Genomic DNA, 13,130 nt, shown 5'->3' on the forward strand with positions numbered 1-13,130 from the left:
GCTGCTACCTTCGGTGGGTGTTCAAGCTGCGGGTCGACGCCGAGACAGTGGCCAGGACACGGTTTTCCCCGTCGCTGGCGGCGGAGTCCCTCGCCTGGCTGAAGCTCGCCGCCGACGCGGGACGGCACCCGGTGTTCGGCGATCCCGGCCCGCTCGCCCGCGGGGCGCTCGCCCACCCGGACGTCGCCCTGCTCCTGGACCTGCTGCCGCGCCCCGGCGAGGTCTACACGCCGGACCTGCTCACCCCGCAGCCGGGCACGGCCACCCGGCCGCGTGACCTGCTCGACGAGCAGATCGCCCGGATCGAGGCGACCACCCAGGACGAGATCGAGACCCAGGTGCTCTCCCACACGCAGGTCCACTGGACCAGACCGGTGCCGGTGACGGCCCGGCGCAGCGTCGAGGCGGGGTCGATGCCCCGGCGGCTGGCCAACGGCCTCGCCCGGTTCTGGCGGGACGCGCTGGCCGAGGACTGGGCGGGCCTGCAGGCGGTGCTCGACCGCGACATCACCCACCGCGCGCAGGCCATCGCCCGCCACGGCGTCGGCGGGGTGCTCGACAGCCTGCACCCCACCATCGGCTGGGCCGGCGACGCGATCACCGTCGTGAAGCCGTTCGACGGCGAGGCCGACGTCTCCGGCCGGGAGCTGGTCCTCGCCCCGGGCGTGCTCAGCTGGCCCGTCATCAGCATCCAGATCGACGTCCCCGGCCAGGTCGTCCTCAGCTACCCGGCGCACGGGGTCGGCACCGGCGCCGACCGGCGGCCGGGCCGGATCGCGCCGGTGGTCGGCGCGGCCCGGGCGGCGCTGCTGGCCGACCTCGAACCGCCGCGGTCGACCGCGGAGCTCGCCGCCCGGACCGGGTACAGCCCGGGCACCGTCTCCTACCACCTGAGCGCGCTGCACCGGGCGGGCCTGGTCAGCAAGGTCCGGGACGGCCGGTACGTGCTCTACCGGCGGACCGCCCAGGCCGTCGCCCTCCTCGAAGGAGCCCTCAGCAGCTGACGTTCGGCGCGATCCAGTCCGCGTACTCGTCCGCCGAACCGTCGCCGCCGTCGTCGACCGCGATGGCCAGCTGCTGCACGCCCGTGACCGGGACCGTCAGCTTCTGCGGCTGCCACCCGCGTTCGACGATCCCGGTCGCGAACAGCTCCCGGCCGTCGCCCAGCACCCGGAACGACACCGTCGCCTCCGGGCCCGACACGTCGTCGACGCCGTACTGGGTCGTGAACGACTTGCACGCCCCGCCGAGGTACAGCCGGATCACCGAAGGCGCGTGCACGCCGATCCCGCTGTTCGGCTGGTAACCGACGCCGCCGACCGCCATCGCGCGCCCGTTGGCCACGCTGCCGCGCTCCACCGGGCCGAGCCCGTTCTCCGAATACGGCCACGGCCGCGTGTGCAGGTACGTCGTCCCGCGGCCGGGCGCGGTCACCAGCGGGGCCTCGGCCGAGCCCGCCGCGGTGCGCGGGCCGAACTCGCTCGTGTAGCCGCCGCTCGCCCCGACCAGGACCTTCGCGGCCGGTGCCGCCGTCGGCCGCAGCGTGACCTCCTGCGTGACCGTGCTGCCCGGCGAGACCCGCGGGACGTCGACCTGCGCGGGCCCGTCCAGCGCCCACCCGGACGGCACGGTGATCGTGTACCGCGCGTCGGTGATCGGGGTGTCGCCGTCGTTGGTCAGCGTCACGGTGCCGGAGACCGCCTGGCCGGCCAGGAAGCCTTCGGGCAGCTCCACCCCCAGCGTCACCAGCGGCTCGGCGGGGGAGGGCTGCCCCGGCCACGCGCGCAGGAAGACCCCGGACAGCGCGGGCACGGACGCGCGCAGCGTGCCGGTGCTGGTCAGCTCGGCGCCGGTCCACAGGTTGCGCACCCGGTAGGCGGCCGCCGCCGCGACACCGGATTCCGCGAGGTCGAACGGGATCGTCCGGGCGACCGAGCCGCGGTTGAGCAGGAGCACGGCGACCGAGCCGTCGGACATCGGCTTCGCCCAGATCTCGCCGTCGCTCAGGTCGCGGACCTTGCGGCCCGGGGTGCCGGACCAGTCCTGGTCGACCGCGATCACGTCCCGGTTGGCGATCGTGTCCAGCGGGAACGACTCGTTCGGCATCAGCGGCGCGTTCAGCAGCGCCCACAGCGAGAACTGGGCCCGCCGCACGGGCAGGTCGAGGAAGCTGAAGTTGAGGTACCCGGGGTCGCTCCAGCCGCCGGGGCCGGTGAGCCCCGCGAGGGCGGGCTGCTTGTCCACCTCGGGCATCGCGGCCGCGAAGTTGTCCGGGAGGTCGCCGGCGAGCTGCCACGTGTGCGCCCCCGCACCGGGCGCCCACTCCCACTGGCGGTAGTTCGCCGAGAAGGTGTCGATCATGGCGAGCAGGATCGGCCGCCCGGTGCGCTTGAGCGCGTCGCTCATCTTCTTGGTGGCCGCCGCGACGCCGTTCTCGCCGCCGCACGTGTCGTACTCGAGGTAGTCGACACCCCAGTCCGCGAACGTTTGCGCGTCCAGTTCTTCGTGGTCGCGCGAGCCGGGCATCGCGCTGCCGCAGACGAGCGCGCCGGTGCCGCTGTGCAGCCCGAACTTCAGGCCGTTGGCGTGCACGTAGGCGATGAGCCCCGGCAGGTCCGGGTACTTGGCCGGGTCCGGCTGCAGCCTCCCGTCCGCCGCGCGGGTCTTGGCCGCCCAGCACCCCGCGATGTTGACGTAGGTGTAGCCCGCGTCCTTCAGCCCGCTGGTGACCAGCGTGTCGACCGCCGCGCGGACCTTGGCGTCGTCGATCCGCGGGCACTGGTTCCAGCCGCGGGACCAGGAGATGCCCATCGGCGGCTTCGCGGCGACGACCGGCTCGTCGGCGGCCGCCGGTGCGGCGATCGCCGTGCCGGAGGTGAGGAGCGTGAGCAGCAGGACCCCGAACCGTCGCATGGTTCCCTCCCCGGGACTGCGGACAAGATCTCCAGGGTGGCGCGGGGAACGAACCGGGCATGAGGGGAGAAATGCCCGCCTCCGGATGGCGGCTACCCGGGCCCGCCGGAGGCCCGGGGTAGAAAGGGGGACCAGACGCCGAGCCACCCGAGGAGCCGTCGATGCCCCCTGATGTGCGCCCGCTGGACGGGATCAAGGTCGTCGACCTCTCCCGCATCCTCGCCGGGCCGTACTGCACGCAGTACCTCGGCGAGATGGGCGCGGAGGTGGTGAAGGTCGAGCCGCCGGGCCACGGCGACGACACCCGCGGCTGGGGGCCGCCGTTCGTCGGCGACGAGGCCGTCTACTACCTGGCGGCGAACCGGAACAAGCGCGGGATCGTGCTCGACCTCAAGAGCGACCGCGGCCGGGAGGCCTTGCGGCGGCTGGTCGCGGACGCCGACGTGCTGGTCGAGAACTTCCGGCCGGGCACGCTCGAGAAGTGGGGCGTCGGGTACGACGCGCTGTCTTCGCTGAACCCGCGGCTGATCCACGTGTCGATCACCGGGTTCGGGCAGACCGGCCCGTACCGCGACCGCGCGGGCTACGACCTGGTGGCGCAGGCCCTGGGCGGCGTGATGTCGCTGACCGGCGAGCCGGACGGCGCGCCGGCGAAGGTCGGGCTGCCGGTGGCCGACCTGAACGCGGGGACGTGGGCGATCATCGGCGTGCTGATGGCGCTGCAGGCCCGGCACACGACCGGCCGCGGCCAGTACCTCGACGTGTCGCTTTTGGACAGTCAGCTGGCCTGGCACGTGTACGCGGCGGGAGCGGTGTTCTACGACGCGCCACGCCCGCGCCGGATGGGCTCGGCGCACCCCAGCATCGTCCCGTACCAGGGCTACCACGTCGCCGACGGCTGGCTGATCATCGCGGTCGGGAGCGAGAAGCTGTGGCACGCCTTCTGCGGGGTGCTCGGGCTCGACATCGCCGCCGACCCGCGGTTCTCGTCGAACGCTCTTCGCTCGGCCCACCGCTCGTCGTTGAACGAGCTCTTGGAGCCGGTGCTCCTGACGCGTACGGCGGCGGAGTGGATGAAGGCGTTCGACGCGGCGGGCATCCCGGCGGCCCCGATCAACGAGATCGACGACGTCTACGCGGACCCGTGGGCCGAGGCGCGCGAGCAGGTGGTGCGGCTGCCGCACCCGACGGTGGGGACGTACGTGGGCACGGGCTTCCCGGTGAAGGCGTCGGACACCCCGACCCGGCCGACGTCCGCTCCGCCGACCCTGGGGCAGCACACCGCGGAGGTGCTGGCCGAGCTGGGGTACTCGGCCGAGGAGATCGCGGAGTTCCTGGACTGATGGTAGGGATGGGGGCAGGACTGAGGAGGACCGATGGCAGCACAGCACGCCCTGTGGCACCCGTTCGCCGACATGGGCGCGGTCGACGGCGACCGGATGGTCATCACCCGAGGCGAGGGCTCGTACGTCTGGGACGAGGCGGGCCGCCGGTACTTCGACGCGACGGCGTCGCTCTGGTACGCGAACTTCGGCCACGGCCGTCCCGAGATCACCGAAGCGGTCTCCCGCCAGCTGGGGGCGCTCGACTCGTGGAACCTGTTCGGCTACAACGCGAACCGCCCGGCGATCGAGCTGGCGGACCGGGTCGCGGCCTTGGCGCCGGAGCCGGGGTCGAAGGTGTTCTTCGGCTCGGGCGGCGGCGACGTCGTCGACACGGCGGTGAAGCTGGCCCGGGCGTACTTCGCGCAGACCGGACGGCCGGAGAAGGTCCACGTGATCGGCCGGGCGCAGGGCTACCACGGAACCCACGGTTTCGGCACGGCGGTGGGCGGCATCCCGGCGAACGCGGCGGGAGTGGGCCCGCAGCCACCTTCGTTTTCCCACGTCGCGTACGACGACGCGTCGGCGCTGGAGGCGGAGATCGCGCGCGTGGGTGCGTCACGGGTGGCGGCGTTCTTCTGCGAGCCGGTGATCGGCGCGGGCGGCGTCCTGCTGCCGCCGGAGGGGTACGTCGAGGAGGTGGCGGCGATCTGCCGCCGGCACGAGGTGCTGTTCGTGGCGGACTGCGTGATCGCGGCCTGGGGCAGGCTGGGCACGTGGTTCGGGGTAGACCGCTGGCCGGTGCGCCCGGACATGATCACGACGGCGAAGGGCATCACGGGCGGGACGATCCCGCTGGGAGCGCTGGTGGTGGCGCCGGAGGTGGCTGCACCGTTCTTCACGGGCAAGCCGGGGGCCCCGATCTTCCGCCACGGCCCGACGTACGCGGGCCACCCGGTGGCGTGCGCGGCGGGCTTGGCGACGCTGGACATCTACGAGCGCGAGGGCTTGATCCCCCGAGGACGCGAGCTGGAGAAGCCCCTGGCGGAGGCGGTATCGGGGGCAGCGGGACACGCCCTGGTCGCCGAGGTCCGGGCCGGCCTGGGTTTCCTGGCGGCGGTGGAGCTGAGCGCGGAGGTCCTCGACGCCGACCCGGGAGCCCCGGTGAAGCTGCAGAAGGCATGCCGCGACGAGGGCGTGATCGTGCGCAACCTGGGCAGGGGAGTGGCGGTATCGCCACCACTGGTGGCGGCGGAGCCGGAGTTCGACTTGCTGGCGGCGGCCCTGCCGAAGGCCTTGGACCGCTTGGCGGCGCAGGTGTGAGAGAGGGGGCTCTTTCCTGCCCTCCGACGGCAGGAAAGAGCCCCCGCCAAGCCGACGGCACCCCCAGTCCGCCGCCGCCCCAGCCTGATTTCGGCTTCGGCCCACTGGTCTGAGCCCCGGTCCGGCCGCCGGCCAAGCCCCCGGCCCCGCCAACCGACCTAACCTCATCCCGGCCCCCGGCCCCCGGCCCCCGGCCCCCGGCCCCCGGCCCCCGGCCCCCCTCACCTCACGAAATACAAAACTCGTTCCCCTCCGGATCAGCCATCGTCACCCAGCTGTGCGGCCCCTGCCGTCCCCGCCACAGGAACTCCGCACCCCGCGCCTTCAGCTTCTCCAGCGTCGCCTCGACGTTGTCCGCGCCCACCCACACATCCAGGTGGACCCGGTTCTTCACCGTCTTGGCCTCCGGAACCTCCTGGAAAAGAATCCGCCGCGGCGGGCCCTCCGGTGGCGAGTCCGGATGCCGGATCCCCGCTCCCGCCTTCCACACCAGCGATCCTCGGTAGGTCCGGGTTTCCGACTCCGTCGCGTACCCCTTCGCGATCATCTCGCGGACGAAGTCCTCGTCCGTCGGCTCCACGGACCAGCCGAGCGTCTCGGCCCACCAGTCGGCGAGCACGTGCGGGTCGGCCGAATCCACCACTACCTGGAAGTCATGCGCCATACCGGCACATTAACGACCGAGTCCGACATTTTCCGGAGCATCGGGTCCTCGGGGACCACGGTGAAGCGCCACTTGTCCACGCCGCCGCCCATGATTTCGGCGTACCGGCGGGCTCCGTCGGCGTTGGCGAACCGGACCTGCTGCCCGTTCGTCAGGTGGGTGATCTTGACCGCCACGACTACCTCCCGAGTATGTGGGCCGGCCCGCGGAGCTTCCCCCTCCGGGACCGGCAGGGCACAGTAGAACACATGTTCGACCGACCGCGCCAGTCTCTCCCCCAACTAGGGGAGCGAAGAAAGAAACCGCAGGTCAGAGTGGTCGGATCAGGGCGACCCGCGGCCAGGCATCCAGGCCGCGGGCGATCTCCGAACGGCGGATCGAGCGCAGGCCGTCGCCGATTTCCGCGTCCGGGATGACGCGGAACCGCAGCCGTTCGTAGTACGGCGCGTTCCACGGCACGTTTTCGAACGTCGTCAACGTCAGCGCCGTCATCCCCCGGGACCGGGCCCACTCGGCGAGCGTCTCGATCAGCGCGCGCCCGATTCCCCGCCGCGCGTGCGACGGCCGGACCGACACCTGCTCGATGTGCGCGTGCCCGTCGACGACGTCCGCGACCAGGTAGGCCACCGGCCGGTCGCCGTCGTCGACGCCCACCCACGCGCGGCCTGCCGACTGGTACTCCGCCAGCTTTGCCACCGATCCCGGGTCGTCGTCGGCGATCGCGGCCATGCCGACCTCGCGGAACAGGGCGCCGGCCTCGACTTCGACGTCGATGAGCGCGGGCAGGTCCTCGGGGCGCGCGAGCCGGATCACCCGGCCGGTTCTACGCGCCCGGGCGGGAAACTCACAGCGAATAAGACGAGATCGCCCGCTGGATGCGGATCGCGTACTCCTGCAGCGAGCTGATCGCCCTCTGCCGGGCCTCTTCGGTGATCCGGGCGGCCGGGCCGGCCAGGCTCAGCACCGTGGGCCGCCTGCCGATCGTCTGCACCGGCACCGAACACGCCCAGACGCCTTCGTCGAGCTCGCCGGAGCTGACCGCGTACCGGTTCTCCAGCGCCCACTTCAGCTCGTCGCGCACCGCGGGGCCGCGGCGTTCGACGATCGACGCCCAGCGCCGGTCGCGTTCGATCTCCGGCAGCAGCGCGAGCAGCATCTTGCCGGAAGCGCCGACGCCGAGCGGCAGCGAATGCCCCGGCTCGAACGTGAACCGCATGGCGCGGTCGCACTCGACGCGGTCCGCGCACACCGCGGAGTCGCCGAACCGCTGGAACAGCATCACCGTCTCGCCGAGCTCCCGCGCGGCTTCCTCCATCGACGGCCGCGCCAGCCGGACCATGTCGTTGGCCAGCTGCGCGGCCCGCGCCAGCGGCATCACCTGGCTGGTCAGGTGGTAGTGCCCGGCCCGGCCCTCCTCGAGTAGCTGCAGCTCCTTGAGGAGGGCCACGTACCGGTAGGTCGTCGCCACCGGGGTGCCGATCGTCGCGGCCAGCTCGGCGACGCTCGCCTCCCACCGGCGCTCCGAAAAGGCCAGCAGCAGCTGGAGGACCTTGCGGGAACTGCTGGCACCCGGGGTGCGTCGCGGCGAAGTGGTGGCGGAACCGTCGGCGGTGCTGACGGCAGGCGTCATCGTGACCCTCTCGGTGAGACAAAAACTACCTTCGCTATCACACGGGGTGAATAAATTAGCACGTAGTGTGAAAGGAAGGCCAGCAAAGTCCCGGAAAAGGAGCACCGCCGTCGGAATCGGCTCACATCGTGAGGAACTCGCCCGGTTTCGTCACCACGGGTGACTCGACGTAGAGCCCGCGGTACTCGTCCTGGATCCCGGAGTTGTGCACCTGCAGCGCCAGCGGCCCGACGCGCCCGGCGGTCTTGTCGGTGAACTGCAGCACTTCGACGCCCTTGCAGGTGATCGCCGAGCCGGTGAGCGGGCAGCAGGCCATCCGCGCGACGCCGGTGGCGGCGTCGCCGATCAGCTCGCACTGGGCCCACTTCTTGATGTCGATCGTGGTGTGCGGCAGCTGCTTGAACAGTTTCCCGCCGCCGTCGTTGTGGCCCGGCCGGTAGTCCCAGTGCCCGCCGTTCGGCGGCTGGAACTGGATGGCGCTCAGCGCGTCGCGGATCGGGTCGGTGGTGCCCCAGATCAGCACGGTCGGTTTGTGGTTGCCCTTGACCTGCCGGACATTGAATATCCACCGAAACGTGCCGACCTGCTGTTTGTTGTAGTACAACCAGCCGCGCGCGGTGCCATTGCCGTGGATGACGCCGTTTTTCGCCGACCAGAGACCCGCTTTCGACGACGTCCACGTGCCGAGGTCCGTGCCGTCGAACATCGAGACCAGATTCGGGTCGCCGTAAGGGTTTTCCGCGGCGGCCGCGACCGGCGCCGCCGCCGAGGCCACGAAGATCGCCGTGGCCAGCACACCGAAGAGCTTCCGGAACATCCTGCCGTCCTCTCGTGAGTGCGAATCGAGGGTTCGGACGGCGGATTTCACGTTAGGAGCGGCGCGGGTGGGGCGTCAACCGCGGTCCCGGTCACCGGTGAGGAACGGCGTCAGCAGACCCGGCAGGGCGCGGTCGGCGAGGGTCAGCCCGTCGGCCTCGCCGACGTCGAGCACGTGGTACTTGCCCTTGCCCGCGGCGACCGGCGCGATCAGCGTGACCAGCCCGGCCCGGCGCTGGAAGAACGAACGCTCCAGGACGATCCCGGTCATCCCGTCGCAGCGGACCGCCGCCGTGCCGCGGTCCAGCGAGCCCGACCGCGTCACCAGGTACCGGCCGGTGAGCGCGTGGCCGAGGCCGCGGTAGCGGTCCCAGCCGACCAGCGCGGCGAACGGCACCAGCACGAGCGCGACCTGCCACGGCCAGTCCGGCAGCGCGCCGAGCCACGCCAGGCCGTAGAGCGCCGCGGCGAGCAGCAGCACGCCGAGGACGGCCCGGGAGAGCCGCCGGTACAGCGCCCGGCGGGGGTGGCGCACCAGCGGCGTCGCGACCGGGTCCTCGCCCAGCACTTCGGCGACGACTTCGTGGGCGCGAGCCAGCGGCGCCGGCGGCAGCAGCAGGCCGCCGCCCTTGTCCGCGCTCTTGCCCTCCCGCAGGCCGGCGGCGATCGCGACGCAGCGGGCGCCGCCGGCCAGCCGCAGCGGCAGCGGCTCGCGGATTTCGGCGCCCCGCAGGCGATCCTCCTCGATCGACACCGACCGCGTGGTGATCAGCCCGCGCCGGACGTGCAGCGTGCCGGCGGGCTCGCGGGTGAGCCGGAAGTTCCAGAACGACAGCACGTACCCGCCGACCGACAGCAGCGAGACGAGCACCAGCAGCCCGGCGGCGGCGAGCACCAGGCTCAGCCACACCGGGGTGTCGGCGAAGTGCCCGACGACCGCCTGGACCAGCGAAAACTGGATCGGGTCGAAGTGCAGTTCGTGCGCGAAGTGGTAGACGGTACCGATCGCCGCGCCGACCACGGCCAGCCCCGACAGCGTGAAGGGCGCGTACCGCAGCCACCGCTTGTCGACCGCGGCGATCAGCTGCTCCGGCGGCGCGGCGGCGGCAGCGCCGGCAGCGTCGATGTCGGAGACGGCTTCGGCCTTGCGGTGCAACAGGAGCGTCCGCAGCCGCTGGGCCTCGGCGATGGTGACGGCGTCGAGGACGAGCTCGTCCTTGCCCGGCCCCTTCCCGTGCGAGTGCCGTCCGGTGCCGATCCGCGCCGCGGCCAGCGAGAACAGCCGGTGCTTCGGCTCGGAGGTGACGTCGACCGTGCGGATCCGGTCGCGCGGGACGGCCCGGTGCTTGCGCTGCAGCAGCCCGGTGCGCCACTCGACCTGCGACTCGGTGATCCGGTAGCGCGAGGTCAGCACGTGCGAGACGCCGGTGAACACGGCGATCGCGGTGAACACCAGGCCGATCCACTGCCACGGTTCGCCGTGGCCGAACAGCAGCGCGCCCGCCAGCACCGGCAGCGACTTCACCAGGTCCAGCACCGGCCGGATGAGCAGCATGCGCCGGTCGAGGTGGTGCCACGGCGCGTCCTGCGTGCCCTCGGCGGGCGCGGTCACGACCGTCTCGGCTGTGCTTTCGGCCGCCTCCGCGGGAAAGAGTGCGTCGGCGGGGCTCACGTCGCGTCCCCGCGCACGGCTTGGGTCGTCTTCGTGAGCTCGTCGGCCAGCGCGAGCGCGCGATCGTGCGCCAGGCCCGAGATCCGCAGCGGACCGGCCGCGGACGCCGTCGTCACGGTGATCTTCGCCAGCTTGAACAGCTGCTCGAACGGGTCGCGCTCGATGTCGACGGTCTGGATCCGCGAGACCGGGGCGATCCGCCACTCCTGCTTCAGCCAGCCGGACTGCGTGTAGACGGCCTCGTCGGTGACCTCCCAGCGGTGCACCCGGTAGCGCCACTGGGGCATCACGATCAGGTGCAGCGGGCCGAGCACGCAGGAGAGCACCAGCGTCACGGTCAGGAACGACGGCGCGTCGTCGCTGGTCACCACGATGACCGTTTGCACGCCGATCAGGATGATCCACAGGAACGAGGCGGTCACCGCCCAGTAGCCGATGGCCCGGCGGCTGACCCGGTGCGCCGGGGGCCGCAGCTGCAGCGCCGTGTTCGTGGTGTGTTCGCTCACGGCTCAAGCGTGCCCGATCAGGGCCTTGCGTGCCCACGACACTTGTCACGATGGTGATCCGAACCGGCCTCGAACGCGGGGCGTTACGATCGGCGACACCGTCGGCGGAATGGAATCCCACTCGGGGTGTGTTGTGCTTGACGGATAGCTGTATGGAGAGCAGGAGGATCCGGTGGGACTCGATCCCGACGACCTGTACGAGGTGGACTCGGACGTCCCCGACCTGACCGGTGCGGTGCTGCTGCACCACTTCGAAGGGTTCATGGACGCCGGCTCGGCGGGTCGCCTGCTGGCCGAGCACCTGCTCGGCGGCGAGCACCGCGTGGTCGCCCGCTTCGACGTCGACCGGCTCATCGACTACCGCTCGCGGCGGCCGACGATGACCTACGCGGTCGACCACTGGGAGGACTACGACGCGCCCGAGCTGGTGGTGCACCTGCTGCACGACACCGACGGCACGCCGTTCCTGATGCTGTCCGGCCCGGAGCCGGACCACGACTGGGAGCGGTTCTGCGCGGCGGTCCGGAACCTGGTCGAGCGGTGGGGCGTCCGGCTGACGGCCGGCTTCCACGGCATCCCGATGGGGGCACCGCACACCCGCCCGCTCGGCGTCACCGCGCACGCCACCCGCAAGGACCTGGTCGGCGACAACCAGCCGCTGCCGAACCGGCTGCAGGTGCCGGGCAGCCTCGCCGCGCTGCTGGAGTACCGGCTCGGCGAGTGGGGCCACGACGCCATGGGCTTCGCGGCGCACGTGCCGCACTACCTCGCCCAGTCGACGTACCCGGCGGCCTCGCTGATCGTGCTCGACGCGCTGAGCCGGGCGAGCGGGCTGAGCCTGCCCGAGGGCGAACTGCGCGCGGCCGCCGACCTGGCCGACGCCGAGATCAACCGCCAGGTCGCGGAGTCCGACGAGATCGCCGACGTCGTCCGCGCCCTGGAGCGGCAGTACGACACGTTCGTCGAGGCGTCCGACCGCGGCAGCCTCCTGGCGGAGTCGGTCGAGCACATGCCGACGGCGGAGGAGCTCGGCAACCAGTTCGAGCGGTTCCTGGCGGAGCAGAACGGCGGCGACGGACCCGAGCGCGGGTGACGCGCTACGACGAGATCGGCGTCGGCTACGCGCTGGGCAGGCGGACCGACCCGCGCTGGCTCGCGCCGGTGCTGTCCGCACTGGGTTCCGCGGCTTCGGTGCTGGACGTCGGCTCCGGGACGGGCTCCTACGAGCCGCCGGGGCGGCAGGTCGTCGCGGTCGAGCCGTCGGCGGAGATGATCCGGCAGCGGGCACCCGGGGCCGCGCCGGTCGTGCGGGCGGTCGCGGAGGCCCTGCCGTTCGCCTCGGGCACGTTCGACGCCGCACTGGCGGTGCTGACGGTGCACCACTGGCCCGGCTGGCGCGCCGGCCTCGCCGAGCTGCGCCGGGTGGCGTCCCGCCAGGTCGTCCTGGCGTACGACACGGCCCTGCACAACGACTTCTGGTTCGTGCGGGAGTACGTGCCGGAAGTGGCCGAGCTGGAGCGGTCACGCCCTTCGGCGCCGGAGATCGCGGAGTATCTCGGCGCTTCTTCGGTGCTGCCGCTGCCGGTGCCGTGGGATTTCACGGACGGGGTGTTCCCGGCGTACTGGCGCCGCCCGGAGGCCTACCTCGACCCGGCGGTCCGGCGGTCGTGTTCGGCGCTGGCCCAGACGTCCCCGGCGGCGGTTTCGCGGGGGATCGCGCGGCTGCGTGCGGATCTGGCTTCGGGGCGGTGGCGGGAGGCGCACGCGGAGCTGCTGGATCTGCCGGAGTGGGATGCGGGGTTCCGGCTCATCGTGGCCTAGGTTTCACCACTCGCCGCGCGCGAGCTTCCCGACGGCTTCGGCGGTCTCCCGGAACCCGTCGGCGCCCAGTACCGCGCGCAGCCGGGCGTTGAACTCTTCGATCACCGGGCCGACGCGAGCCAGCGCTTGCTCGCCGGCCGCTGTCAGGTGCAAGACCACGGCCCGGTGTTCATTGGGGTGCGGATCCTTGGCGACCAGGGCCGCCTCGACGAGCCGGGCCACCATGGCGGTCACCGCCGATTCGCGCTGGCCGAGCTGCTCGGCCAGCTCCCGCTGCGTCAAGCCCCCTTCGCGGACGGCGAAGAGCACGCCGAGCTGGGCCGTGGTGATGCCGGCCGCGGCGAGGCAGCGGCGGTCGGCTGCCACGCGCAACCGGTGGGCGGCCTGCTGGAGGAGGAAGAACAGCCGCTGATCGGGTTCGGGCACGCCCCGATCTTGACAGCCGCGGCGAGACCGCGCCATC

At 72.3% G+C, this 13,130-nt stretch carries 14 protein-coding genes; 5 read left to right on the top strand and 9 right to left on the bottom strand.

From position 1 onward, the window contains the following. Positions 1-17: 17 nt before the first annotated feature. Entirely contained in the window at positions 18-1,004 is a 987-nt protein-coding gene (locus ACWEGE_RS09690) for a DUF5937 family protein (protein ID WP_449660022.1), read from the top strand. On the opposite strand, the gene ACWEGE_RS09695 is transcribed toward ACWEGE_RS09690, so the two are convergent. After that, positions 994-2,913, bottom strand: coding sequence for an NPCBM/NEW2 domain-containing protein (locus ACWEGE_RS09695; protein ID WP_449660023.1), 1,920 nt, complete (start codon positions 2,911-2,913; stop codon positions 994-996). The two genes, ACWEGE_RS09690 and ACWEGE_RS09695, sit on opposite strands and share 11 nt — an antisense overlap. Before the next feature lie 161 nt (positions 2,914-3,074). On the opposite strand from ACWEGE_RS09695, the gene ACWEGE_RS09700 reads away from it, so the two are divergent. Together ACWEGE_RS09700 and ACWEGE_RS09705 are read left to right on the top strand one after the other, a co-directional pair. Next, a complete protein-coding gene (locus tag ACWEGE_RS09700; RefSeq protein ID WP_449660024.1) occupies positions 3,075-4,256 on the top strand; it encodes a CaiB/BaiF CoA transferase family protein in 1,182 nt (393 codons plus the stop codon). A gap of 33 nt (positions 4,257-4,289) precedes the next feature. Then, complete coding sequence (locus ACWEGE_RS09705; RefSeq protein WP_449660025.1) at positions 4,290-5,558, top strand: aminotransferase family protein; 1,269 nt, start codon at positions 4,290-4,292, stop codon at positions 5,556-5,558. A gap of 226 nt (positions 5,559-5,784) precedes the next feature. Here ACWEGE_RS09705 and ACWEGE_RS09710 read toward each other — a convergent pair whose 3' ends face one another. From ACWEGE_RS09710 to ACWEGE_RS09740, 7 genes are all read right to left on the bottom strand, one after another. Continuing rightward, the gene (locus ACWEGE_RS09710) at positions 5,785-6,201 is read right to left on the bottom strand and encodes a VOC family protein (protein ID WP_449660268.1); all 417 of its coding nucleotides are present in this window, start codon (positions 6,199-6,201) and stop codon (positions 5,785-5,787) included. After that, on the bottom strand, positions 6,201-6,398 hold the full coding sequence (locus ACWEGE_RS09715) for a hypothetical protein (protein ID WP_004561810.1): 198 nt from the start codon (positions 6,396-6,398) through the stop codon (positions 6,201-6,203). The genes ACWEGE_RS09710 and ACWEGE_RS09715 overlap by 1 nt, the downstream gene beginning before the upstream one ends. A gap of 133 nt (positions 6,399-6,531) precedes the next feature. Further along, positions 6,532-7,077: a GNAT family N-acetyltransferase gene (locus tag ACWEGE_RS09720; protein ID WP_449660269.1), complete on the bottom strand. Its 546-nt coding sequence runs from the start codon at positions 7,075-7,077 to the stop codon at positions 6,532-6,534. Then, positions 7,067-7,852 (bottom strand): IclR family transcriptional regulator, encoded by a 786-nt coding sequence (locus ACWEGE_RS09725; protein WP_449660026.1) that lies wholly within the window; start codon positions 7,850-7,852, stop codon positions 7,067-7,069. The genes ACWEGE_RS09720 and ACWEGE_RS09725 overlap by 11 nt, the downstream gene beginning before the upstream one ends. 121 nt (positions 7,853-7,973) lie before the next feature. Beyond that, positions 7,974-8,669 carry a family 16 glycoside hydrolase gene (locus ACWEGE_RS09730; protein WP_449660027.1) on the bottom strand — a complete coding sequence of 232 codons (696 nt, stop codon included), beginning with the start codon at positions 8,667-8,669 and terminating at the stop codon, positions 7,974-7,976. A 75-nt stretch (positions 8,670-8,744) separates the two neighbouring features. Continuing rightward, entirely contained in the window at positions 8,745-10,223 is a 1,479-nt protein-coding gene (locus tag ACWEGE_RS09735; RefSeq protein WP_449660270.1) for a PH domain-containing protein, read from the bottom strand. 113 nt (positions 10,224-10,336) lie between these two features. Beyond that, positions 10,337-10,846, bottom strand: a complete 510-nt coding sequence (locus ACWEGE_RS09740) for a PH domain-containing protein (RefSeq protein WP_449660028.1) — start codon at positions 10,844-10,846, stop codon at positions 10,337-10,339. A gap of 172 nt (positions 10,847-11,018) precedes the next feature. Here ACWEGE_RS09740 and ACWEGE_RS09745 point away from each other — a divergent pair, with 172 nt between their 5' ends. Together ACWEGE_RS09745 and ACWEGE_RS09750 are read left to right on the top strand one after the other, a co-directional pair. Further along, positions 11,019-11,939 (top strand): proteasome assembly chaperone family protein, encoded by a 921-nt coding sequence (locus ACWEGE_RS09745; RefSeq protein WP_449660029.1) that lies wholly within the window; start codon positions 11,019-11,021, stop codon positions 11,937-11,939. Further along, positions 11,936-12,667: a class I SAM-dependent methyltransferase gene (locus tag ACWEGE_RS09750; RefSeq protein ID WP_449660030.1), complete on the top strand. Its 732-nt coding sequence runs from the start codon at positions 11,936-11,938 to the stop codon at positions 12,665-12,667. Before ACWEGE_RS09745 ends, ACWEGE_RS09750 begins: the two co-directional genes overlap by 4 nt. A 3-nt stretch (positions 12,668-12,670) precedes the next feature. On the opposite strand, the gene ACWEGE_RS09755 is transcribed toward ACWEGE_RS09750, so the two are convergent. Further along, positions 12,671-13,093 carry a MarR family winged helix-turn-helix transcriptional regulator gene (locus tag ACWEGE_RS09755; protein WP_449660031.1) on the bottom strand — a complete coding sequence of 141 codons (423 nt, stop codon included), beginning with the start codon at positions 13,091-13,093 and terminating at the stop codon, positions 12,671-12,673. Between the last annotated feature and the right edge of the window lie 37 nt (positions 13,094-13,130).

Source organism: Amycolatopsis sp. NPDC004747 (assembly GCF_053601335.1).